Source organism: Cellulomonas sp. T2.31MG-18, assembly GCF_964266755.1.
Taxonomy (GTDB): domain Bacteria; phylum Actinomycetota; class Actinomycetes; order Actinomycetales; family Cellulomonadaceae; genus Cellulomonas.
In genome coordinates this window covers 515,955-538,058 of sequence record NZ_CAXWGW010000001.1, presented here as the reverse complement: position 1 = coordinate 538,058, position 22,104 = coordinate 515,955, and the positions used below count along the sequence as shown (strand labels likewise).

The 22,104-nt window shown below is 73.3% G+C and carries 19 protein-coding genes; 11 read left to right on the top strand and 8 right to left on the bottom strand.

All coding sequences use genetic code 11. The features are described 5' to 3' along the window. The first annotated feature begins 100 nt into the window (after positions 1–100). A complete protein-coding gene (gene disA, locus ACFQTY_RS02460; protein WP_378096790.1) occupies positions 101–1,174 on the top strand; it encodes a DNA integrity scanning diadenylate cyclase DisA in 1,074 nt (357 codons plus the stop codon). Positions 1,175–1,281: 107 nt separating this feature from the next. Here disA and ACFQTY_RS02455 read toward each other — a convergent pair whose 3' ends face one another. Both ACFQTY_RS02455 and ACFQTY_RS02450 read right to left on the bottom strand, forming a co-directional pair. Beyond that, entirely contained in the window at positions 1,282–1,935 is a 654-nt protein-coding gene (locus tag ACFQTY_RS02455; protein ID WP_378096787.1) for a hypothetical protein, read from the bottom strand. Positions 1,936–2,064: 129 nt separating this feature from the next. Beyond that, positions 2,065–2,772 carry a GNAT family N-acetyltransferase gene (locus tag ACFQTY_RS02450; RefSeq protein WP_378096784.1) on the bottom strand — a complete coding sequence of 236 codons (708 nt, stop codon included), beginning with the start codon at positions 2,770–2,772 and terminating at the stop codon, positions 2,065–2,067. A 63-nt stretch (positions 2,773–2,835) separates the two neighbouring features. Here ACFQTY_RS02450 and ACFQTY_RS02445 point away from each other — a divergent pair, with 63 nt between their 5' ends. Continuing rightward, positions 2,836–3,759, top strand: coding sequence for an A/G-specific adenine glycosylase (locus ACFQTY_RS02445; RefSeq protein WP_378096781.1), 924 nt, complete (start codon positions 2,836–2,838; stop codon positions 3,757–3,759). Positions 3,760–3,769: 10 nt separating this feature from the next. Here ACFQTY_RS02445 and ACFQTY_RS02440 read toward each other — a convergent pair whose 3' ends face one another. Together ACFQTY_RS02440 and ACFQTY_RS02435 are read right to left on the bottom strand one after the other, a co-directional pair. After that, the gene (locus tag ACFQTY_RS02440) at positions 3,770–4,270 is read right to left on the bottom strand and encodes an amino-acid N-acetyltransferase (RefSeq protein WP_378096778.1); all 501 of its coding nucleotides are present in this window, start codon (positions 4,268–4,270) and stop codon (positions 3,770–3,772) included. A gap of 89 nt (positions 4,271–4,359) precedes the next feature. Beyond that, positions 4,360–5,349 (bottom strand): sugar-binding transcriptional regulator, encoded by a 990-nt coding sequence (locus ACFQTY_RS02435; RefSeq protein ID WP_378096775.1) that lies wholly within the window; start codon positions 5,347–5,349, stop codon positions 4,360–4,362. A gap of 175 nt (positions 5,350–5,524) precedes the next feature. Between ACFQTY_RS02435 and ACFQTY_RS02430 the strand changes: the two genes are divergently transcribed. The 7 genes from ACFQTY_RS02430 to ACFQTY_RS02400 all read left to right on the top strand — a co-directional run bounded on the left by ACFQTY_RS02430 (position 5,525) and on the right by ACFQTY_RS02400 (position 15,383). Continuing rightward, a complete protein-coding gene (locus ACFQTY_RS02430) occupies positions 5,525–7,336 on the top strand; it encodes a glycerol-3-phosphate dehydrogenase/oxidase (RefSeq protein ID WP_337973796.1) in 1,812 nt (603 codons plus the stop codon). Positions 7,337–7,377: 41 nt separating this feature from the next. Then, positions 7,378–8,148: an MIP/aquaporin family protein gene (locus ACFQTY_RS02425; RefSeq protein ID WP_378096770.1), complete on the top strand. Its 771-nt coding sequence runs from the start codon at positions 7,378–7,380 to the stop codon at positions 8,146–8,148. 47 nt (positions 8,149–8,195) lie between these two features. Continuing rightward, positions 8,196–9,716, top strand: coding sequence for a glycerol kinase GlpK (gene glpK / locus ACFQTY_RS02420; protein WP_337973798.1), 1,521 nt, complete (start codon positions 8,196–8,198; stop codon positions 9,714–9,716). Positions 9,717–9,903: 187 nt separating this feature from the next. After that, complete coding sequence (locus ACFQTY_RS02415) at positions 9,904–10,839, top strand: aldo/keto reductase (RefSeq protein ID WP_378099073.1); 936 nt, start codon at positions 9,904–9,906, stop codon at positions 10,837–10,839. A gap of 58 nt (positions 10,840–10,897) precedes the next feature. Then, positions 10,898–11,689, top strand: coding sequence for an exodeoxyribonuclease III (locus ACFQTY_RS02410; RefSeq protein ID WP_378096766.1), 792 nt, complete (start codon positions 10,898–10,900; stop codon positions 11,687–11,689). Positions 11,690–11,819: 130 nt separating this feature from the next. Then, on the top strand, positions 11,820–12,968 hold the full coding sequence (locus ACFQTY_RS02405) for a DUF4190 domain-containing protein (protein WP_378096763.1): 1,149 nt from the start codon (positions 11,820–11,822) through the stop codon (positions 12,966–12,968). Positions 12,969–13,109: 141 nt separating this feature from the next. After that, on the top strand, positions 13,110–15,383 hold the full coding sequence (locus ACFQTY_RS02400; RefSeq protein WP_378096760.1) for a glycoside hydrolase family 3 C-terminal domain-containing protein: 2,274 nt from the start codon (positions 13,110–13,112) through the stop codon (positions 15,381–15,383). A gap of 37 nt (positions 15,384–15,420) precedes the next feature. Here ACFQTY_RS02400 and ACFQTY_RS02395 read toward each other — a convergent pair whose 3' ends face one another. The 3 genes from ACFQTY_RS02395 to clpB all read right to left on the bottom strand — a co-directional run bounded on the left by ACFQTY_RS02395 (position 15,421) and on the right by clpB (position 19,305). Next, a complete protein-coding gene (locus ACFQTY_RS02395; RefSeq protein WP_378096757.1) occupies positions 15,421–15,942 on the bottom strand; it encodes a heme-degrading domain-containing protein in 522 nt (173 codons plus the stop codon). 89 nt (positions 15,943–16,031) lie between these two features. Then, positions 16,032–16,670, bottom strand: coding sequence for a UdgX family uracil-DNA binding protein (locus ACFQTY_RS02390; protein ID WP_378096754.1), 639 nt, complete (start codon positions 16,668–16,670; stop codon positions 16,032–16,034). A 19-nt stretch (positions 16,671–16,689) separates the two neighbouring features. Further along, positions 16,690–19,305, bottom strand: a complete 2,616-nt coding sequence (clpB, locus tag ACFQTY_RS02385) for an ATP-dependent chaperone ClpB (RefSeq protein ID WP_378096751.1) — start codon at positions 19,303–19,305, stop codon at positions 16,690–16,692. A 213-nt stretch (positions 19,306–19,518) separates the two neighbouring features. Here clpB and ACFQTY_RS02380 point away from each other — a divergent pair, with 213 nt between their 5' ends. Next, positions 19,519–20,157: a histidine phosphatase family protein gene (locus tag ACFQTY_RS02380; RefSeq protein WP_378096747.1), complete on the top strand. Its 639-nt coding sequence runs from the start codon at positions 19,519–19,521 to the stop codon at positions 20,155–20,157. A gap of 13 nt (positions 20,158–20,170) precedes the next feature. Next, positions 20,171–21,220: an alpha/beta hydrolase gene (locus tag ACFQTY_RS02375; protein ID WP_378096744.1), complete on the top strand. Its 1,050-nt coding sequence runs from the start codon at positions 20,171–20,173 to the stop codon at positions 21,218–21,220. On the opposite strand, the gene ACFQTY_RS02370 is transcribed toward ACFQTY_RS02375, so the two are convergent. Beyond that, on the bottom strand, positions 21,147–22,103 hold the full coding sequence (locus ACFQTY_RS02370; RefSeq protein ID WP_291758441.1) for a cation diffusion facilitator family transporter: 957 nt from the start codon (positions 22,101–22,103) through the stop codon (positions 21,147–21,149). The two genes, ACFQTY_RS02375 and ACFQTY_RS02370, sit on opposite strands and share 74 nt — an antisense overlap. Position 22,104 lies beyond the last annotated feature (1 nt).

Here is a 22,104-nt window from a genome sequence, read left to right as displayed (position 1 = left end):
GGTCGACGCCGACGTGCCCGCCGCGCGGGTGGTGCCATCTCACCCGAACACCCGCGGACCCCTCCAGGCTCCGCGCAGCATCCGCCTATACCATCGCCTGGTGCCTGCGCCGTCCCAGGAGGAGCTGCTCCGCTCCACCCTCAGCGCCGTCGCGCCCGGCAGCGGCCTGCGCGACGGGCTCGAGCGCATCCTGCGGGGGCGTACCGGCGCGCTGATCGTCCTCGGCATGGACCAGGCCGTGGAGCGCCTGTGCTCCGGCGGGTTCGTGCTGGACGTCGAGTTCAGCGCCACGCGCCTGCGCGAGCTGTGCAAGATGGACGGCGCCGTGGTGCTGGACCCGGCGACCAACCGCATCGTCCGCGCCGCGGTCCAGCTGCTGCCGGACCCCAGCATCGAGACGTCCGAGTCGGGCACCCGCCACCGCACCGCCGAGCGCGTCGCCAAGCAGACCGGCATCCCGGTGATCTCCGTGTCCGCCTCCATGCGGATCATCGCGATCTACGTCGGCGACGCGCGGCACCAGCTCGAGGACTCGACCACCATCCTGTCCCGCGCCAACCAGGCGCTGGCGACGCTGGAGCGGTACAAGGCCCGGCTGGACGAGGTCAGCGGCACCCTGTCGGCGCTGGAGATCGAGGACCTGGTCACCGTGCGGGACGTGTCCGCGGTGGTGCAGCGCCTGGAGATGGTGCGCCGCATCAGCGAGGAGATCGACGGCTACGTCGTCGAGCTCGGCTCCGACGGCCGGCTGCTGGCGCTCCAGCTCGACGAGCTGATCGCCGGGGCCGGTGCCGACCGGGCTCTGGTGATCCGCGACTACGTCGACACCTCGCGCCGTGACGTCGACCAGGTGCTCGCGGCACTGGCCGACCTGACGTCCACCGAGCTGCTGGACCTGGCGCACATCGCCCGGGTGCTGGGCCTGCCGGGCAGCACCGACACGCTCGACGGAGCGGTCGGCCCCCGCGGCTACCGCCTGCTGTCGCGGGTCCCCCGGCTGCCCAGCACCGTGGTCGACCGGCTCGTCGCGCACTTCGGCGGCCTGCAGAAGCTCCTCGCGGCCGGCGTCGACGACCTGATGTCCGTCGACGGTGTCGGCGAGCAGCGCGCCCGCTCGGTGCGCGAGGGGCTGTCCCGGCTGGCGGAGTCCAGCATCCTCGAGCGCTACGTCTGACGCCCGTCCCGCTCCGGTGGGCTGACGACCGTCCGCACCAGGCCCGGTGCAGGTCCGGCTCAGTGCAGGTCCGGCTCAGTGCAGGTCCGGCTCAGTGGAGGTCCGGCTCAGTGCAGGACGAACACCGCCGGCCCGCCGGTCGCCCCGGCGAGGTTCACGGCGGCCTGGTAGGTGCCCGTCCCGGGACGTGACTGCCCGCCCGGGCATCCCGGCGCCGACCGCACCCGGTTCCACGGCATCTGGGTGGTGTCCGACTGGCCGGCGGCCAGCAGCAGCGTCCGTCGCGGTGCGTTGGCCGCCACGCAGTCCTTGGACGACCACACCCGGTCCGCACCGGACGTGATCACCACCTCGCGGTAGGCGTCGCCGGCGTCGACCAGGCACGGCGCCGTCCCGGTGTTCTTGATGGTCACCGTGAACGTCGGGCTGACGCCGGCCGGCACGTCCACCGCAGCCGGGGTGAGGCCCAGCGCGAGCTGCGCCGGCTGGCAGTCGCCAACGCCCCCACGCAGGGACGGCGTGGGGGTCGGCGTCGGTGACGTGCTCGCCGGCGCGGCCGGTGCAGCGGCCGCGGCCGTCCCCGCTGAGGTCGTCGTCGACGTGGTCACCGATACGCGCGCGGCGGCGCGGTCCGCGGCCCGACCGGCCCACGGGTGGATCACGACGAGCACCAGGAGCAGCAGCACCAACGGCACACCGAGCACCACCGCTCGTCGCACCCAGTACACCCGGGCCGGTAGCCTCCGGCTCGTCGTCGCCACGTCCGTCGCCCTCCGTCGTGCAGCGGGCAGCCCCCACCGGGCGCCCGTCGGGCATCCACGCTACGAAGCGCAGGGAACGGATCGGCGCAGGACGCGCCCGAGCGACCCGACGGCGACCGGGCCGGGCGCCTACAGCTCGAGCCGGACGATCGCCCGCCCGTGCCGCGGCCGCGCCACGAGCTCGAAACCGGCGCGCAGGAACAGGTGCAGCGTCCCCCGGTGCAGCGAGTCATCCTCGGGCTCGGACCGCTCGGACGTGTCGGCCGGGTACCCCTCGAGCCAGCCGGCGCCGGACGAGCGGGCGTGCTCGACGGCCGCGTCGAGCAGGGCGGTGGCAACCCCACGCCGACGGAACCCGGCGCGCACCACGAAGCAGGTGACGGACCACACCCCGGGGTCGTCGGGCTGGATGCCCGGCACCGACATCGCGCTGCAGCTGCGGGCGCGCACGAACTCCACGCGCGGCGCCACGGAGCACCAGCCGACCCGTTCGCCGCCGATGCTGGCGATCACTCCGGGCGCAGGCAGGTCCTGCGCGATGCGATCGGCGAGCCGGCCCCGCAGGTCCGTCGGCGTCAGGGTCCGCTGCTCGACACCGGACAGCCGGTCGGCCTGGCACCAGCAGTGCGCCGCCTGCCCGTGGGCGCCGATCACCTCGTCCACGTCGCCGATGGACCGGCACAGGGCGGTCTTCACCAGCGGACGGGCGGAGACCACGGGGATCCCGGCGGTGGTGGGCGGTGGCTGGTGAACGCCGGTGGTGGTCCCGGGCGTCGCGGACCGTTGCGTCACCCAGTGGGTCCGCACTCCGGTGTCCGCCGACGGACCGTCGACCATGTCATAACGGTACGCGTGGGGCGCGCTCCCTGTCCCGGGACGAACGTCTGGGACCATGGTCCGGTGCTCGACGGTCCGGCTCGGCGCTCGTCGGACGCCGCGGCGCTGCACGGCACGCTCCTCGACTGGTACCGGGACAACGCCCGTGACCTGCCGTGGCGGGCGCCGGACCGGACGCCCTGGGGCGTGCTGGTCAGCGAGGTGATGCTGCAGCAGACCCCCGTCGTCCGGGTCGAGCCGGCCTGGCGCGCGTGGATGGACCGCTGGCCCACCCCGGCGGCACTGGCCGCGGCGTCCACGGCGGACGTGCTGCGCGCATGGGACCGGCTCGGGTACCCCCGGCGCGCGCTGCGGCTGCAGGAGTGCGCGTGCACGCTCGTGCAGCGGCACGGCGGGCAGGTGCCGGACGACCCGGCCGAGCTCCGCGCGCTGCCCGGTGTCGGCGAGTACACCGCCGCAGCCGTGCTGGCGTTCGGGTTCGGCCGTCGGTCCGTGGTCCTGGACACCAACGTGCGCCGCGTCCTGGGTCGGCTGCTCGGGGGCACCGCCCTGCCACCACCGGCCCAGACGGTCGCGGAGCGGCAGCGCGCCGCCGCCGTGGTGCCCGACGACGACGCCACCGCCGCCCGGTGGGCGGTCGCGACGATGGAGCTCGGCGCGCTGGTGTGCACCGCGCGGTCCCCCCGCTGCGCGGCGTGCCCGGTGGCCGACCGCTGCGCCTGGCTGGTGGCCGGGCGGCCGGACGACGAGCACGCCCACCGACGCCGCACCCAGGCGTTCGCCGGCACCGACCGGCAGGTGCGGGGCCGGGTGATGGCGCTGCTGCGGGAGACGCTCGAGCCGGTGCCCGCGACCGGCGTGGAGGCCGTGTGGCCCGATCGCGTCCAGCTGGCGCGGGCGGTGAACGGCCTGGTGGCGGACGGTCTGGTCGAGGTTCTCGTCCCCGCGTCGGACGACGAGCCGGCGGCCTACCGGCTCCCCGCCTGACCCCGGACCGCTAGAGCTCGAGCAGCATCCGGGTGTTGCCCAGCGTGTTCGGCTTCACGCGCGCCAGGTCGAGGAACTCCGCGACGCCGTCGTCGTGCGAGCGCAGCAGCTCGGCGTAGACGGACGGGTCCACCGGCGTCCCCTGGATCACCTGGAAGCCGTGCGCGGCGAAGAACTCCACCTCGAAGGTCAGGCAGAACACCCGGGCGAGGCCGAGGTCCCGGGCCCGCTGCACCAGGCCGCCGAGCAGCGCGTGCCCCACGCCGTGCCGGCGCTGGTCCGGCCGGACCGCCAGTGTGCGGATCTCCGCGAGGTCCGACCACATCACGTGCAGGGCACCGCAGCCGACCACCTCGTCGTCGACCACGGCGACCAGGAACTCCTGGACGGCCTCGTAGTAGCCGACCCACTCCTTGGGCAGCAGGATGCGCTGCTCGGCGTAGGGCTCCACCAGGTCGTGCACGGCGTGCACATCGGCGGGCAGGGCGGCCCGGACCACGACCTCGCTCACGCCGGTCACGGTACCTGCCGCCCGGCGCAGGCCCCGACGCAGACCCGGCCCGGCCCGGCGTCGGGCGGGGGTCCAGCGCGCGCAGAGGCCTACGCCCGCGAGCGCTGCCGCCCGAGCCGCGGCACGTCGACGTGCTCGAGCAGGCCGGTCGCGGTGATCTCGTCCACCACCAGGTCGGTGACCACCCCGGCGCGCAGGGCGGCGAGCAGCGGTGCGACCTTGTTGTCGCCGGCGACCACGCACACCCGCCGCGGGATGTGCTTCAGCTCGTCCGGCGTGGGCCCGGTCGCGCGGGCGTTCAGCGGCACGTCGGCCCAGGAGCCGTCGGCGCGCAGGAAGACGGTGCACACGTCGCCCACCACGCCCTCGTCGTGCAGGGCCTGCACGTCGGCGTCGTCCAGGTACCCGGCCGAGTACACGTGGCTGGGCACCGCCCCGGCCACCGCACCCACGCTGAACAGGGCGATGTCCACGCGCGCCTGCATGTCCAGCACCCGCCGCACGGACCGTTCGCGCCACATCGCCGCCTTGGTGTCCGGGTAGTCGAAGAAGGCGGGCACCGAGAAGTGGTGCACGCCCGCGCCGAACGCCGTCCCGAACGACGAGATCAGGTCGGACGCGTACTCGATCCCGCTGGTGCGCATGTTGGCCGCGCCGTTCAGCTGCACCACCACCGACCCCCGGGTGGCCTTCGGCGTCAGGTACCGGGAGACGGCGGCCAGCGTGGTGCCCCACGCGACGCCGAGCACCATGTCGGAGTCGAACCACGAGGTCAGCAGCTTGGCGGCGGTCATCGCCACCTGGTCCAGCCGCTCGACCGTCCCGGCGGAGTCCGGCACCGCGACCACGTAGGCGTCGACGCCGAACGCCGCGGTGAGCGAACGACCGATCCCGGGTGCACGCGTGCTCGCCGGGCGCAGGGTGATCTCGACCAGGCCGGACTGCCGCGCGCGCTTGATCAGCCGCGAGACCGTGGACCGCGAAGTGCCCAGGTGCCGTGCGATGACCTCCATCTTCATGTCCTGCAGGTAGTACATCGACGCCGCCCGGAGCACGTCCTGCTCCCGCTCCACGTACACAGGTGCCTCCTCGCCCCTGCGTGCACATTTGTGCACTGCTGTTGCGCGTACGTTCCGCCGCTGCCGAGGATAGGGCGAATCCGGGCCGTTCGTCCTGGGCCATCGGCCCGAACGGCCGCGACACCGTCGTCGCGAGAACCCGGGCGAACGTCACCAGCACCGAGGAGCCAGCCACATGAGGACCGCCCCGCTCACCGTCCAGGCCCGGACCGACTCGTTGGAGCGGTTGCGTCGCTCGACGGAGCGGGACTCCGAGCTGGACATCCTGGTGATCGGCGGTGGCGTGACCGGTGCCGGCATCGCGCTCGACGCGGTCACCCGCGGGCTGGACGTGGCGATGGTCGAGGCGCAGGACTGGGCCAGCGGCACGTCCAGCCGCTCGTCCAAGCTGGTGCACGGCGGTCTGCGGTACCTGCAGATGCTCGACTTCCACCTGGTGCACGAGGCGCTGACCGAGCGTGACCTGCTCATCTCCAAGCTGGCCCCGCACCTGGTCAAGCCCGTCAGCTTCCTGTACCCGCTGGAGAACCGCGTCTGGGAGCGCGCCTACGTCGGCGCCGGCGTGGCGCTGTACGACACGCTGGCCACCGCGTCCGGCACCCGCCGGGCGATGCCGATCCACCGCCACCTGACCCGCAAGGGCATGGAGCGGATGTTCCCGGACCTGCGGCACGACGCCGCCATCGGCGCCATCCGGTACTGGGACGCCAGCGTCGACGACGCCCGCCTGGTCGAGACGCTCGTCCGCACCGCCGTCTCCTACGGCGCCCACGCCGCCTCGCGCACCCAGGTGCTCGACCTGCACACCACCACCGGCGGCGCCGTCAGCGGCGCGCTGCTCGAGGACCTGGAGACCGGCGAGCGGTTCGACGTGCGCGCCCGTGCCGTCATCAACGCCACCGGCGTCTGGACGGAGAAGACCGAGGCGCTGGCCCGCAGCGGCGGCGGCCTGCGGGTGCTGGCCAGCAAGGGCATCCACATCGTCGTGCCGCGCGCCCGCATCCAGGGCGACACCGGTCTGATCCTGCAGACCGAGAAGTCGGTGCTGTTCATCATCCCGTGGTCCCGCTACTGGGTGATCGGCACCACCGACACCCCGTGGCACCAGGAGCTGACCCACCCCGTCGCCACCAGCGCGGACATCGACTACGTGATCGAGCACGCGAACGCGGTGCTCGCCCGGCCGCTGACCCGCGACGACGTGATCGGCGTGTGGGCCGGCCTGCGCCCGCTGCTGCAGCCGGGCACCAAGGAGGGCACCAGCTCCGCCAAGGTGTCCCGCGAGCACACCGTCGCCTCCCCCACACCGGGTCTGACGGTGATCGCCGGCGGCAAGCTGACCACCTACCGCGTGATGGCCAAGGACGCGGTGGACTTCGCCATCGGCTCACGGGCGACGACGCTGCCGTCGATCACCCACGAGGTGCCGCTGGTCGGTGCCGAGGGACTGCGCGTGTTCCAGCGGCAGGCCCGGGCCATCGGGCTGCGGTACGGCTGGGAGCAGCACCGGATGGACCACCTGCTGCACCGGTACGGCTCGCTGCTCGGCGAGCTGATCGACCTGGTGGACGCCCGTCCCGAGCTGGCGCAGCCGCTGCACGGCGCCCCGGCGTACATCGGTGCGGAGATCGTCTACGCGGCGACGCACGAGGGCGCGCTGCACCTGGACGACGTGATGATGCACCGCACGCGGCTCAACTACGAGCAGGCGGACAAGGGCGTCGGCGCGCTCGACCAGATCGCCGACCTGCTGGCGGCCGAGCTCGGCTGGGACGCTGCGACCCGCGAGAAGGAGATCGAGGCGTACAAGGCCCGGGCCAAGGCGGAGCACGAGGCCGCCGAGCAGCCCGACGACGCCTCGGCCGAGCGCGTCCGGCTGCAGGTGCCGGACCTGTCGCCGATGCAGCCGCTCGAGGGCGTCGCGACGCCCGGGACCGGCACCGGCTCGGTCGGCCCCGGGTCGGCCGGCACCACGGGGCACGCCTGACGGCTGCCCCCTCAGGACCCCCGCGACCGATGTCGCGGGCGATGCAGACAACGACGTCGACGAAAGAGGTCCACGTGAACTACACGATCGGGCAAGCCTTCATCTCGGAGGTGCTCGGCACCGGAATGCTGATCCTTCTCGGTGGCGGCGTGGTTGCCAATGTGATCTTGCCCAGGAACAAGGGTTTCAACGGCGGGTGGATCGTCATCACCTTCGGATGGTGCATCGCCGTCATGGCCGGCGTGTACGTCGCCTTCAAGTCGGGCGGCTACCTGAACCCCGCCGTGGTGCTGGGCGTCTGGGCGTCGGGCGCCAAGACGCTGGCCCCCGGCATCGACATGACCGCGACGAACGCCCTGCTGTTCATCGTCGCCGAGCTGCTCGGCGCCTTCATCGGCGCCGTGCTGGTGTACCTCGCCTACAAGAAGCACTTCGACGAGGACGCCGACCCGGCCACCAAGCTGGGCGTCTTCTCCACCGGCCCGGCGATCCGCTCCTACTTCTGGAACTTCGTCACCGAGGTCCTGGGCACCTTCGTCCTGGTGTTCTGGGTGCTGGTGTCCGGCAAGACGCCGGCCCAGATCGGCCCGCTCGCCGTGTCGCTCATCGTGCTCGGCATCGGCCTCTCCCTCGGTGGCCCCACCGGGTACGCCATCAACCCCGCCCGTGACCTCGGCCCGCGCATCGCGCACTTCGTGCTCCCGATCCGCGGCAAGGGCTCCAGCGACTGGGCGTACTCCTGGGTGCCGGTCTTCGGCCCCATCGTCGGCGGCGTGCTCGCCGGCCTGACCGGTCACTGGTTCGTCGGCTGACCACCCACTGACAGCACGTCCTGAACGACCCTCGACGAGGAGGCACCATGGCTGACAAGTACGTGATGGCGATCGACCAGGGCACCACGAGCACCCGCGCGATGATCTTCGACCACGCGGGAACGGTGGTCTCGGTCGGCCAGAAGGAGCACGAGCAGATCTTCCCGAAGCCGGGCTGGGTGGAGCACAACCCGAAGGAGATCTGGGACAACACGCGTGAGGTGGTCGGCCAGGCACTCGGCAAGGCGAGCCTGAACTACGACGACCTCGCCGCGGTCGGCATCACCAACCAGCGCGAGACCACCGTGGTGTGGGACCGCGAGACCGGCGAGCCCGTCTACAACGCGATCGTCTGGCAGGACACCCGCACGCAGAAGATCGCCGACGACCTCGGCGCCCTCGGCGGCGGTGCGGACCGGTACAAGGCCCGCGTCGGTCTGCCCCTGGCGACCTACTTCTCGGGCCCGAAGATCCGCTGGATCCTCGACAACGTCGAGGGTGCCCGGGAGAAGGCCGAGGCCGGCAAGCTCGCGTTCGGCAACACCGACTCGTGGGTCCTGTGGAACATGACCGGCGGGGTCGACGGCGGCATCCACGTCACCGACCCGACCAACGCCTCGCGCACCATGCTGATGAACCTCGACACGCTGACGTGGAACGAGGAGATCGCCGGCGAGATGGGCATCCCGCTGTCGATGCTGCCGCAGATCCGCAGCTCGTCCGAGGTGTACGGGCACGGTCGCAAGGGCGGTCTGGTCCCGGGCGTGCCGATCTCGGGCATCCTCGGCGACCAGCAGGCGGCGACGTTCGGCCAGGCGTGCTTCGAGGTCGGGAACGCGAAGAACACCTACGGCACCGGCAACTTCATGCTGCTGAACACCGGCACGTCGCCCATCCCGTCGAAGAACGGCCTGCTGACGACGGTCTGCTACAAGATCGGCGAGCAGCCGACGGTCTACGCGCTCGAGGGCTCCATCGCCGTCACCGGCTCGCTGATCCAGTGGCTGCGGGACAACCTCGGGTTCATCCAGAGCGCGCCCGAGGTCGAGCAGCTGGCCGAGACGGTCGAGGACAACGGCGGGGCGTACTTCGTCCCGGCGTTCTCGGGCCTGTTCGCGCCGTACTGGCGCGGCGACGCCCGCGGCGTCCTCGTCGGCCTGACGCGGTACGTCACCAAGGGGCACATCGCACGCGCCGCCCTGGAGGCCACCGCCTTCCAGACCCGTGAGGTGCTCGACGCGATGAACGCCGACTCCGGCGTGGACCTGACCGAGCTGAAGGTCGACGGCGGCATGGTGGCCAACGAGGCCCTCATGCAGTTCCAGGCCGACATCCTCGGCGTGCCCGTGATCCGGCCGAAGGTGGCCGAGACCACGGCGCTCGGCGCGGCCTACGCGGCCGGCATCGCCGTCGGGTTCTGGAACGGCGAGCAGGACGTCATCGACAACTGGGCCGAGGACAAGCGCTGGACGCCGTCGATGGACGACGCCGAGCGTGACCGCCAGTACCGGTTGTGGAAGAAGGCCGTCACCAAGTCGTTCGACTGGGTGGACGAGGACGTGCGCTGATCGCACGGTAGTGCGGCCGGGGGTCGCGACGACGGGTGGAGAAACCGGCGTCGCGGCCCCTCGTCGTGCGTGGCGACGGGCGCCGGGCGTCGCCCGCCCGACGGGCCACCCGCCCGCTCGGGTGTCCGGCCTCACGTCGGCTCGGCAGGTGGGCGCGTCGGTGGCCGTGCTTACGATGCGCGGCGTGATGACGACAGTGCAGGTGGGCCACTCGGACCTCGCGGTTCTTCCGCTGGCCCTGGGGGGCAACGTCTTCGGGTGGACGGCCGACGAGGCGACGAGCCTCGACGTGCTCGACGCGTTCGTCGACGCGGGCGGGTCGATGGTGGACACCGCCGACGGGTACTCCCACTGGGTGCCGGGCCACACCGGCGGCGAGAGCGAGACGATCATCGGCCGGTGGCTGGCCCGCCGCGGCCGCCGGGACGACGTGGTGGTGGCGACGAAGGTCTCGCGGCACCCGGACTTCCTGGGCCTGGCACCGGACACGATCCGCGGTGCGGTGCACGCGTCGCTGCAGCGGCTGGGCACCGACCACATCGACCTGTACTACGCCCACTTCGACGACCCGTCGGTGCCGCTGGCCGACTCCCTCGGGGCGCTGTCCGCCCTGGTGGACGAGGGGCTGGTGCGCTACCTCGGCATCTCCAACTACACCCCCGACCGGATCGACGAGTGGCTGGCCGTCACCGAGCGGGAGAACCTGCACCGGCCGGTCGCGCTGCAGCCGGAGTACAACCTGGTCGAGCGCGGGTTCGAGGACGGGCTGCAGGCCCGTGCCGAGACGTACGGCCTGGGCGTGTTCCCGTACTACGCGCTGGCGTCCGGGTTCCTCACCGGCAAGTACCGCGCCGACGGCTCGCCGAGCGGTCCGCGTGCCAGCCGGGCGGCGCAGTACCTCGAGGGCCGCGGCGCCGCGGTGCTCCCCGTGCTGGACGAGGTCGCGGCGGCGCACGGCGTGTCCGACGCGACCGTGGCGCTGGCGTGGCTGCGCCGGCGGCCGACGGTCGTGGCGCCCATCGCGAGCGCCCGGAGCCTCGACCAGCTGCCGGACCTGCTGGCCTCCACCACCCTCGAGCTGGCGGCCGACGAGGTCGCTGCGCTGGACGCCGCCTCGCGCTGACCCCCACGACCGCGGGCGGACGGTCAGGCTGTCACCGGTCGCAGGTACCGTGCCGTCCATGCGCCTGGCCACCTGGAACGTCAACTCGATCCGTGCCCGCGTGGACCGGGTGCTCGCCTACCTCGAACGCACCGGCGTCGACGTGCTGGCGATGCAGGAGACCAAGGTCAAGGACGAGTCGTTCCCGCGGGAGGGCTTCGAGGCCCTCGGGTACGAGGTGGTCACCAGCGGGTTCAGCCAGTGGAACGGCGTCGCCATCGCGTCGAAGGTCGGCGTGGCCGACGTGGAGCACGGTTTCCCCGGCCAGCCGACGTGGGGCGACCCCGGGGCCGTCGAGGCGCGAGCCGTGGGCGCGACCTGCGGCGGGGTGCGCGTGTGGAGCCTGTACGTGCCTAACGGTCGCGACGTCGGCGACCCGCACTTCACCTACAAGCTCGAGTGGCTGGAGCGCCTGCGGGAGGCCGCCGGCGGGTGGCTGCACGCCGACCCCGCGGCCCGGATCGCCATGGTCGGCGACTGGAACATCGCCCCGCTGGACACCGACGTCTGGGACATCGGCTTCTTCGCGGGCCGGACGCACGTCACGCCGGCCGAGCGGGAGGCGTTCGAGGCGATCGCGGCCGCCGGGTACACCGAGGTGTCGCGGCAGCACGTCCCCGCCGAGCACACCTACACGTACTGGGACTACCAGCAGCTGCGGTTCCCCCGGAACGAGGGCATGCGCATCGACCTGACGTACGCCTCACCGGCCCTCGCGGCGGAGGTCACCGACGTGGTCATCGAGCGGAACGAGCGCAAGGGCAAGGCGCCGTCCGACCACGTACCGGTGGTGCTGACGATCGCCGACTGACGGCGGAGGCCGCGCGCGTGGCGACGGGTGCGGGCTGCAGGTCGGGCGGGGTCGGGCGGGTGTGTCCCCCGGCACAGATCGCCCGCCGACCAGGGCATACGTGTGGGAGCGCTGCGCTACGTTGCGGCCCATGAGTCAGGACCCGGGTGCCGCAGCGGACTCTGCGCAGCAGCCCGACCCGTACGCCGCACCCATCCCGCAGCCCGAGGGTGGTGGCAGCGCCCCGGCCCCGATGTACGCCCAGCCGAACCCGTACGGCGAGGCACCGGTGTCGGGGCAGACACAGCCGGGGCAGGGACAGCCGGGGCAGCAGCCGGTGCACGGGCAGGAGCCGTACGGAGCGGCGCAGCCGTACGGGCCGGCGGCTTCGTACGGTCCGGCGCCGGTGTACGGGCAGCAGGCGGTCTACGGGCAGCAGCCGGCGTACGGGCAGCAGCCGGCGTACGGGCAGCAGCCGGCGTATGGGCAGCAGGCGGTCTACGGGCAGCAGCCGGCGTACGGGCCACCGGGGCAGGTCCCGACGTACGGTCCGTACGGCTACCCCACGGGGCAGCCGTACGCCCCGGCGGGCGGCTGGGACACCCCCAAGACGGACCCGATGTCCATCGCGGCACTCGTCGTCGCGCTGAGCGGGTTCCTGTTCGGTCTCACGTTCCCGGTCGGCCTGGGACTCGGCATCGCCGGCATGGTGCGCACCAAGCGTCGCCAGCTCGAGGGGCGTGGCCTCGCCATCGCCGCGGTGGTGGTCGGGGCCTTCGGGACACTGCTGATCATCGGGTTCATCGTGCTGATCGCCGTGCTGGGGAGCAGCGGCGGGCTCGACGACTCGGCGTCGTCGTCCCGGACGTCGTCGGGGCCGGTGCACAGCGGCTCGGCGTCCGGCACCACGCTGCCGGAGTACCGACTGGTGCAGGGCCTGACGCCCGGCGAGTGCCTGCAGGGCGACACCAGCTCCTGGTCGCTGGCCGACGCCGTCCCGGTCCCCTGCACCGCACCGCACAACCTCGAGGTGGTGTCGGTGTACACGCTCGCCGAGCGGCCGGTGAACAGCACCAAGGAGCCCGGCGCCGAGCTGGACAAGGCCCAGTCGGCCTGCGAGGACGACGTGCTGGCGGCGAACTCCGCGCTGCTCGGCGCGGACGACTGGTCGGACGTCTGGGCGCCGCACCCGGACCAGTGGGACGCCGGCGAGACGTCCGCCTACTGCCTGTGGGGCACGGACTCCACCGTGACGGGCTCGGCCACGCAGGGCTTCGGGGTGCAGAGCTCCAACCTCTGACCCACCGCGCCGGTCCCACCGGCCGCCCCGCACCGCCGGTCCACCCTGCCCGTCCACAGTGCCGGCCCGACCGGCCGCACGTTCGCCCGTCAGACCGCGGCGATAGCCTGACCGCACCGCCGCCACAGGAAGGTTGCACCGATGGTCGACGTCGACCGTGTGCTCGCAGCACTGACCCTCCAGGAGAAGGCCGGGCTGACGTCCGGTGCGGACTTCTGGCACACCAAGGCCGTCGAGCGGCTGGAGCTGCCGGCCGTCATGGTGGCGGACGGGCCGCACGGCCTGCGCAAGCAGGTGGCGGAGGGCGGCTCGGCGGAGCTCGGCGAGTCGGTTCCGGCCACCTGCTTCCCGACGGCGGCCGCCCTCGGCTCCACGTGGGACCCCGAGCTGCTGCAGCGCGTCGGGGCGGCGCTGGGCCGCGAGACCAGGGCGAACGGCGTCTCCGTCCTGCTGGGCCCCGGCGTGAACATCAAGCGCACCCCGCTGTGCGGGCGCAACTTCGAGTACGTGTCCGAGGACCCGTTGGTCGCGGGGGCGCTCGGCGCAGCACTGGTCGAGGGGGTGCAGAGCCAGGGCGTCGGCACGTCCCTGAAGCACTTCGCGGCGAACAACCAGGAGACCGATCGCATGCGGGTCTCCGCCGACGTCGACGAGCGGACGCTGCGCGAGATCTACCTGCCGGCGTTCGAGCGGATCGTCACGCAGGCGAAGCCGTGGACCGTGATGTGCTCGTACAACCGCATCAACGGCACGTACGCCTCGCAGCACCCGTGGCTGCTGACCCAGGTGCTGCGGGACGAGTGGGGGTTCGACGGGCTGGTCGTGTCGGACTGGGGTGCGGTGCACGACCGTGTGGCGGCCCTGACCGCCGGCCTGGACCTGCAGATGCCCGGCGTCGGAGCGCGCCCCGACCTCGACGTGGTGTCGGCCGTGATCGATGGCCGGCTGGACGAGCAGGTGCTGGACCGCTCCGTCCGCCGCGTGCTGCAGCTGGTGGACCGGGCGCAGCCGGCCGTCGCCGACCCCGGCACCGCCGACCTCGACGCCCACCACGAGCTGGCCCGCGAGGCGGCGGCCGCCGGTTCGGTGCTGCTGCGCAACGAGCGCGTGGGCGGTGCACCGCTGCTCCCGCTCGAGGCGGACGCGGCCCGCGGTGCCGTCGTCGTGGGCGAGTTCGCCCGCACCCCGCGCTACCAGGGCGCGGGGTCGTCGCAGGTGCGCGCGACCCGCGTCGACGACGCGCTGACGGCGCTCCGCGCGGCCACGGGGACGGAGCTGCCGTTCGCCCCGGGCTTCTCCCTGGCGGGTGACGACGAGCACGACGAGGTGCTCCGCACCGACGCCGTGGCGGCGGCACGCGACGCGTCCGTCGTGCTCGTGTTCCTGGGCCTGCCGGCCGCCGACGAGTCCGAGGGGTACGACCGGCCGCGGTGGGGCCTGCCCGACAACCAGGTGCGCACGCTCGCCGCGATCGCGCAGGTCAACCCCAGGATCGTGGTGGTGCTGTCCAACGGCAGCGCGGTCAACGTGTCGCCATGGCGCGAGCTCGCGCCGGCGATCCTCGAGACGTGGCTGTCCGGGCAGGCCGGCGGCTCGGCGGTTGCGGACGTGCTGCTGGGCCACCGCTCCCCCGAGGGCCGGCTGACCGAGACGATCCCGCACCGGCTGGTGGACACCCCGGCGTTCGGCAGCTTCCCCGGTGAGGGAGGGCACGTCCGGTACGGCGAGGGCGTGCTGGTGGGCTACCGCTGGTACGACGCGCGTGACCTGGAGGTGGCCTACCCCTTCGGGCACGGGCTGACGTACACGACGTTCGCGTACGACGAGGTCGCGGCCCAGGTGCACGGCGAGGGTGCGGCCGCCACCGTGGACGTCAGCGTCCGGGTGACCAACACCGGCACGCGGGACGGTGCCGAGGTGGTCCAGGTGTACGTGGGCGACCCGGAGGCGTCCGTGCAGCGGCCCGTGCGTGAGCTGCGGGCGTTCCGCAAGGTCTGGCTGGCGCCCGGCGAGTCGCAGGTGGTGAGCCTGACGCTGACGGCGCGCGACCTGTCCTACTGGCACCCCGACCTGCGCCGGTGGGTGGTGGAGGGCGGCACGTTCGTCGTCGAGGTCGGCGCCTCGTCGCGGGACCTGCGCGGTTCCGTGGAGGTCGAGGTGGTCGGCGAGCCGATCTGGCCGCCGCTGACCGCCATGTCCACTGTCGCGGAGTGGTTGGCGGACCCCGCCGGCGGTCCCGCGCTGCGGGCGGTGCTCGCGGCCGGCGGGGTCACCGAGCTGGCCGCCCACTGGTCGGCGGAGCTGGCGCAGGTGCCGCTGCGGGTAGCCGTCGACTTCGGCATGGCGGCGGGCTTCGGTCCCGACGAGGTCAACGCCCTGGTCCGCGACGTGACGGCGGCGGTGCCCGCCTCCTAGCGCCAGGCGGGCGGCAGGTCAGCCTGCGGGGTCGGCGTCAGCCGGCGAGGTAGACCGTGAGGCCTTCGACGACGAGCGCATGGTCGTCCTGCTGCGGCAGCCCCGACACGGCGACGACGCCGACCAGCTGCCCGTCGACGCGCAGCGGGAAGCAGCCGCCGTGGGCCTTGTAGGTCTCGTCCAGACCGGACGACTCCTCGAACGTCGTGCCGTCGACGCGGTAGCGGGTGCCCACCGCGAACGACGAGTGGCCGTAGTGGCGCACCACCTTCGCCTTGGCGCCGATCCACCAGTCGTTGGTGGTGGACGAGCCGGGGAACGCCCGCTGGAACACGGTGTGCGGCCCGTCCGGGGTGTCCACCTCGACCCGCACCACCACCGGCAGCTGCCGCTGCTCGGCCAGCACCGCGACGGTGGCGCCGATCCGCGCGGCGTCGTCGTACGTCAGGTGCGGCAGCACCAGGCGCTGCTCCTGCGCCTCGAGCTCGGCCAGCAGCGCGGGGTCGGAGAACTTGACGGGGGTCGCCTGGGCGGCGGACTGGGCGGCGTCGTCGGTCACGCCGCGACGGTACCCCGAACGGCATGGCCTCCGGCCGGCCGGATGGGCACCTCGCGGTTCAGAGCCGGCCGTCCGTGGGTACGGACTCCTCAGCGGACGGCGGCGACCGCGACCCGCAGGTCCGCGACCAGGCCGTCCAGCGCGGCAGCCCGCTCGGCGCTCCCGCGCACGCGCAGCACCGACGACGGGTGCACGGTGACCAGCGTCCGCAGCGGCGCGTCGGGCGGCTCGAGCAGCCGGCCACGCAACGACGTCACGGACTCGTCCCGGCCGAGCACCGCCTGCGTGGCGGTGCCGCCGAGCGCGACGACCACCCGCGGCTCGACCGCGGCCAGCTCGGCGGTCAGCCACGGCAGGCACGCCCGGATGTGGCCCACCGCGGGTGTCTTGTGGATGCGCCGTGGACCGCGCTCCTCGAACCGGAAGTGCTTCACCGCATTGGTCAGGTACACCTCCGAGCGCGAGGTCCCGGCCGCCTCCAGCGCCTCGTCGAGCAGCCGTCCGGCGGGGCCGACGAAGGGCGCGCCCTCGCGGTCCTCCTTGTCCCCCGGCTGCTCGCCGACCAGCACCAGGGGCGCGGCCGGGTCACCGGAGGAGAACACCACCTGCGTGGCCGGTGCCCACAGCTCGCAGCCGCGGCAGCCCGGCGCCGCGGCGCGCAGCGCGGAGACGTCGCCCTCGGGCGGCACCCACTGCTGCGCGCCGGGTCGCTCCGGCTGCCGGGTCACCCGGTCAGCATCGCCGCCGTCAGGCCAGCACGCTCGGTGAGCCGGTGGTCACCGACAGGGTGCCGGCGTCGTCGCGGTCGACCACCACCGTGTCGCCGTCGTGCACCTGGCCGGCGAGCAGCGACCGGGCCAGCCGGTCCCCGATCTCCTTCTGCACCAGCCGGCGCAGCGGCCGGGCACCGTAGGCGGGGTCGTACCCCTCGAGCGCCAGCCACTCGCGGGCGGCGGGGGTGACGTCGAGCGTCAGCCGGCGGTCGGCCAGCCGACGGGCCAGCGCGGCGACCTGCAGCTCGACGATCTGCCCGATCTCGTCGATCGACAGGGCGTCGAACAGCACGATGTCGTCCAGCCGGTTGAGGAACTCCGGCTTGAACGCCGAGCGCACCGCCGTCATCACACCCTCGCGCCGGGCGTCGTCGGACAGCATCGGGTCCGCGAGGAACTGGGAACCGAGGTTCGACGTCAGCACCAGGATCACGTTGCGGAAGTCGACCGTGCGGCCCTGGCCGTCGGTCAGCCGACCGTCGTCCAGCACCTGCAGCAGGATGTCGAACACCTCGGGGTGCGCCTTCTCCACCTCGTCGAGCAGCACCACCGCGTAGGGACGGCGCCGCACCGCCTCGGTCAGCTGGCCGCCCTCCTCGTAGCCGACGTACCCGGGAGGGGCACCGACCAGGCGGGCGACCGAGTGCTTCTCGGAGTACTCGCTCATGTCGATGCGGACCATGGCGCGCTCGTCGTCGAACAGGAAGTCCGCGAGCGCCTTGGCCAGCTCCGTCTTGCCGACGCCGGTGGGGCCCAGGAACAGGAACGAGCCGGTGGGGCGGTCGGGGTCGGAGATGCCGGCGCGGGCCCGACGGACGGCGTCGGAGACGGTGGCGACGGCCTTCTTCTGGCCGATCAGCCGCTCGCCGAGCACCTCCTCCATGCGCAGCAGCTTGGCGGTCTCCCCCTCCAGCAGCCGGCCGGCGGGGATGCCGGTCCAGGCGGCCACCACCTCGGCGACCTCGTCGGGACCGACCTTCTCGGCGATCATCGGGGTGCTGCCGGCGAGGTCCTCGTCGACACCCTCCTCCGACGACTCGGCGGCGGCGATCTCCTTCTCCACCGCCGGGATCTCGCCGTACATCAGGCGGCCGGCGGTGGCCAGGTCACCCTCGCGCTGCGCGCGCTCGGAGTCGGCACGCAGCTGGTCCAGGCGGGCGCGCAGGTCGCCGACCCGGTTGTGACCGGCCTTCTCCTTCTCCCACCGGGCGGTCAGCGACGCGAGCTCCTCGCGGCGGTCGGCCAGGTCGGCGCGCAGCTTGTCGAGGCGGTCGCGGGAGGCGGGGTCGTCGGCCTCCGAGAGGACGACCTCCTCCATCTCCAGGCGGGTGACGGCGCGCTGCAGCGCGTCGATCTCGATGGGGCTGGAGTCGAGCTCCATCCGCAGCCGGCTCGCCGCCTCGTCCACCAGGTCGATCGCCTTGTCGGGCAGCTGGCGCCCGGAGATGTACCGGTCGGACAGCGTGGCGGCGGCGACAAGGGCGGCGTCGGAGATGGTCACCTTGTGGTGCGCCTCGTACCGCTCCTTGAGGCCGCGCAGGATCGCGATGGTGTCCTCGACCGACGGCTCGCCGACGAACACCTGCTGGAAGCGGCGCTCGAGGGCCGGGTCCTTCTCGATGCGCTCGCGGTACTCGTCGAGCGTCGTCGCGCCCACCAGGCGCAGCTCCCCGCGGGCCAGCATCGGCTTGAGCATGTTGCCGGCGTCCATCGCGCCCTCGCCGCCGGCGCCCGCGCCGACCACGGTGTGCAGCTCGTCGATGAACGTGACGATCTCGCCCTCGGCACCGGTGATCTCGGCGAGCACCGCCTTGAGCCGCTCCTCGAACTCGCCGCGGTACTTGGCGCCGGCGACCATGGACGCGAGGTCCAGGGAGACGAGGCGCTTGCCGCGCAGCGACTCCGGCACGTCACCGGCGACGATGCGCTGGGCGAGACCCTCGACGACCGCTGTCTTGCCGACGCCCGGCTCGCCGATCAGTACCGGGTTGTTCTTGGTGCGGCGGGACAGCACCTGGATCACGCGGCGGATCTCGGCGTCGCGACCGATCACCGGGTCGAGCTTGCCGTCGCGCGCCTGCTGCGTCAGGTCGACGCCGTACTGCTCGAGGGCCTTGAACGTGCCCTCCGGGTTCGGAGTGGTGACGCGGGCGTTGCCGCGGACGGTCGGCAGGGCCGCGACCAGGGCGTCGCGGGAGGCACCGACGGCCGTGAGCGCCTCGGCGATCCCGGACTGCCCGGTAGCGAGGCCGATCAGCAGGTGCTCGGTGGACACGTAGTCGTCCCCGAGGGCGCGGGCCTCCTTCTCGGCGGCGTCCAGCGCGGTCACCGTCTGGCGGGAGGCCGACGGCTGGGACACCGAGGCGCCGCTGCTGGCGGGCAGCTTGACCAGCATCGCGCGGACCTGGCGGCCGAGCGTCGCACGGTCGGCGCCGACGGCGTCGAGCAGGCCGTTGGCCACGCCGCCCTCCTGCTCGAGGAGTGCCGACAGGACGTGCGCCGGCTCGAGCTGCGGGTTGCCCGCGGCGGTCGCGTGCTGGATGGCGGCGCCGAGCGCCTCCTGTGCCTTGGTGGTGAACTTCGCGTCCACGGATGCGCCTCCCTGGGCGTTGCCGGATGTCGTCTGCTGCTGCCTTGGGCAACGGAGCCGAAGTTGAGTGTATTCCGCTCAACTCTGTGCGCCAGTGGCCGCCGATGTTCGCCCGGCGATCACCGGCGCGTCGCCGAGCGTCCATGAACCGGGTCTAGCGTCGAGGGCGACGACAACGACGAAAGGGCGACGATGACCCTCACTCTGACGCTCGTGCGACACGGGCAGACCCACTTCAACGCACGCCGGCTGCTGCAGGGCAGCTGCGACTCCCCGCTCACCCGCGTCGGCCGCGAGGGGGTGCGCACCACGGCCCGCCACCTCGCGGACGTCCCGTTCCTCGCGGCGTACTCCTCGCCGTCGGGACGCGCGGTGTCGACCGCCGTGGAGATCCTGCGGCACCACCCGGACCTGCGGCTGCGCACCGACGCGGACCTGCGCGAGTACGACTTCGGCACCTTCGAGCGGCACCCCGAGCGGGACCTCGAGGCGGTGCTGCCGTGGACCGAGCTGGTCCCGCAGGTGCTCGACGGCACGCACCCCGGCCTGCCGAAGGGCGAGCACGCCGCCGACTTCATGGCGCGCACCCGCCGGGCCTTCTCGCTGATCGCCGACCGGCACCCGGACGGGGACGTGCTGGTGGTCGGGCACGGGCTGGCGCTGGGCGCGTGGCTGTCGACCATCCACCCCGAGGGACTCGTGGCGCTGCCGAACGCGTCGGTGTCCCAGGTCGAGGTGCACCCCGACGGCTCGACCCGCGTGCTGAGCATCGGGCTGGACGTCGCCGGCCAGGGCATGGTGGCCGCGCGGCCGGTACCGGCCCGGGAGGATGCGCTGCCGCAGGCGGTGTAGCAGGATCCGGCGCATGGCGGACGACGAGGTCAGCGACGTTCTCGGCGTGCCCTGGGTGGCCCGCACGCTGCAGCTGCGACCCGACGGCGTCACCGCGCGCACCGGCATCCCGCCGGTGGCCACGCTGGTGCACCGGGACGAGCCGCCGCGACGCCGCGCGGTGCTGTACGTGCACGGGTTCGTCGACTACTTCTTCCACCCCCACGTCGCCGCGGCGCTCGCCGAGCACGGGTACGACCTGTACGCCCTGGACCTGCGGGACTACGGCCGTTCCATCCGCCCCGGCCGTCCGCCGGACGACGTCACCGACCTGGGCCTGTACTCGGAGGAGATCGACACCGCCGTCCGGCTGCTGCGCCCCCGGTACGAGCGGCTGGTGCTGCTGGGCCACTCGACAGGCGGGCTGATCGCGGCGCTCTGGGCGGACGCGCGTCGCGGGCTCGGGCTGATCGACGCCCTCGTGCTGAACAGCCCGTGGCTGGACCTGCGCGGCAGCTGGGCGCAGCAGCACCTGCTGACGCCGGTGCTCGACGTCGTCGGCCGCGTCGCGCCGACGGCCGTGGTCGCCCGTCTGGACCCGGAGTACGGCAAGGCCCTGCACTCCGCCACGGGCGGAGAGTGGGACTACGACCTGGCGTGGAAGAACTCGGACTTCCCGGTCACGGCCGGCTTCATCCGCACCGTCCGCCGGGGGCACGCCCGGGTGGCGCGCGGCCTGCACGTCGACGTGCCGGTGCTGGTGCTCCGCTCCGACCGCAGCGGGCCGAACAAGGGCTGGCACGACGAGCTGGTGACCACGGACTCGGTGCTCGACGTCGAGCAGATCGCCGCTCGCGCCCCGCTGCTCGGCGACGACGTCACCCTCGTGACCGTCCCGGGCGGCGCGCACGACCTCGCGCTGTCCCCCGCGCCGGCCCGTGAGCAGTACCTGCGCGAGGTGACCGACTTCCTCGCGGCGCGGCTGCCCGACGCGACGCCCCCGGCTCCCGCTACGGCAGCAGGGACGGCTCGTCCGGCTCCGACAGCGACAGCACCGCCCCCACCACCGCCGGCCGCTGCCTGAGCGACGCCTCGAGCCGCGCGAGCGCGTGCGACGCCTGCTCCTCCGGCTCGTCGCCCACCAGGTCCACGGCGCCGACGACGAGCACCTGCCCGGCGCCCATCACCTCGAGGCGCAGCGAGGTGACCCGCGCCACCTCGGGCCGTTCGAGCAGCGCCTGCAGCACCATGCGGTGCACCTGCGGGTCCGCCGTCTCGCCCACCAGGAAGTCCCGGTTGCGCTCGATCAGCACCACGGCGACGACGCCCAGCAGGAGCCCGATCAGGATCGAGCCGACCGCGTCCGGCACCACCGACCCGGTCAGCTGGTGCCCCAGGATGCCGGCCGCCGCGATCACGATGCCGACCAGCGCCGCGGAGTCTTCGAAGAACACCGCCCGCACCGTCGGGTCGGAGGTGCGCAGCACGTGCTCGCGCAGCGTCCGCTGCCGTTTCGCGGCCTGCCCGCGCAGCTGCCGCCAGGCCTGCGCGAACGAGGCGCCCTCGAGCACGAACGAGATGGCCAGCACGACGTAGGCGACCGTGAACGAGGCGGCCGGTTCCGGGTGCATCAGCTCCTGCACGCCGTGGGTCACCGAGACACCGGCCCCGACGGCGAACAGGCCGATCGCGGCGAACAGCGACCACACGTACACCTCGCGGCCGTAGCCGAGCGGATGCGTGGCGTCCGGTGGCCGGTCCGCCTTGCGGTGCGCGATCAGCAGGAACACCTCGTTGCCCGTGTCCGCCCACGAGTGCGCGGCCTCGGCGAGCATCGACGCCGCTCCCGTGACCACCGCGGCGACCGACTTGGCCAGCGCGATGAGCAGGTTGGCCCCCAGCGCCACGATCACGGTGGTCAGGGACTCGCCGCCGGCGCGGGACTCGCGGGCCACCTCGTGCGTCATG

What these genes read in the sequence shown, in the direction of transcription:
- ACFQTY_RS02450 (WP_378096784.1), bottom strand. Translation starts at nt 2,772, where the DNA reads ATGGTCGACGGTCCGTCGGCGGACACCGGAGTGCGGACCCACTGGGTG.
- ACFQTY_RS02430 (WP_337973796.1), top strand. Translation starts at nt 5,525, where the DNA reads ATGAGGACCGCCCCGCTCACCGTCCAGGCCCGGACCGACTCGTTGGAG.
- ACFQTY_RS02425 (WP_378096770.1), top strand. Translation starts at nt 7,378, where the DNA reads ATGCAGACAACGACGTCGACGAAAGAGGTCCACGTGAACTACACGATC.
- glpK (WP_337973798.1), top strand. Translation starts at nt 8,196, where the DNA reads ATGGCTGACAAGTACGTGATGGCGATCGACCAGGGCACCACGAGCACC.
- ACFQTY_RS02415 (WP_378099073.1), top strand. Translation starts at nt 9,904, where the DNA reads ATGACGACAGTGCAGGTGGGCCACTCGGACCTCGCGGTTCTTCCGCTG.
- ACFQTY_RS02410 (WP_378096766.1), top strand. Translation starts at nt 10,898, where the DNA reads ATGCGCCTGGCCACCTGGAACGTCAACTCGATCCGTGCCCGCGTGGAC.
- ACFQTY_RS02405 (WP_378096763.1), top strand. Translation starts at nt 11,820, where the DNA reads ATGAGTCAGGACCCGGGTGCCGCAGCGGACTCTGCGCAGCAGCCCGAC.
- ACFQTY_RS02400 (WP_378096760.1), top strand. Translation starts at nt 13,110, where the DNA reads ATGGTCGACGTCGACCGTGTGCTCGCAGCACTGACCCTCCAGGAGAAG.
- ACFQTY_RS02375 (WP_378096744.1), top strand. Translation starts at nt 20,171, where the DNA reads ATGGCGGACGACGAGGTCAGCGACGTTCTCGGCGTGCCCTGGGTGGCC.
- ACFQTY_RS02370 (WP_291758441.1), bottom strand. Translation starts at nt 22,103, where the DNA reads ATGACGCACGAGGTGGCCCGCGAGTCCCGCGCCGGCGGCGAGTCCCTG.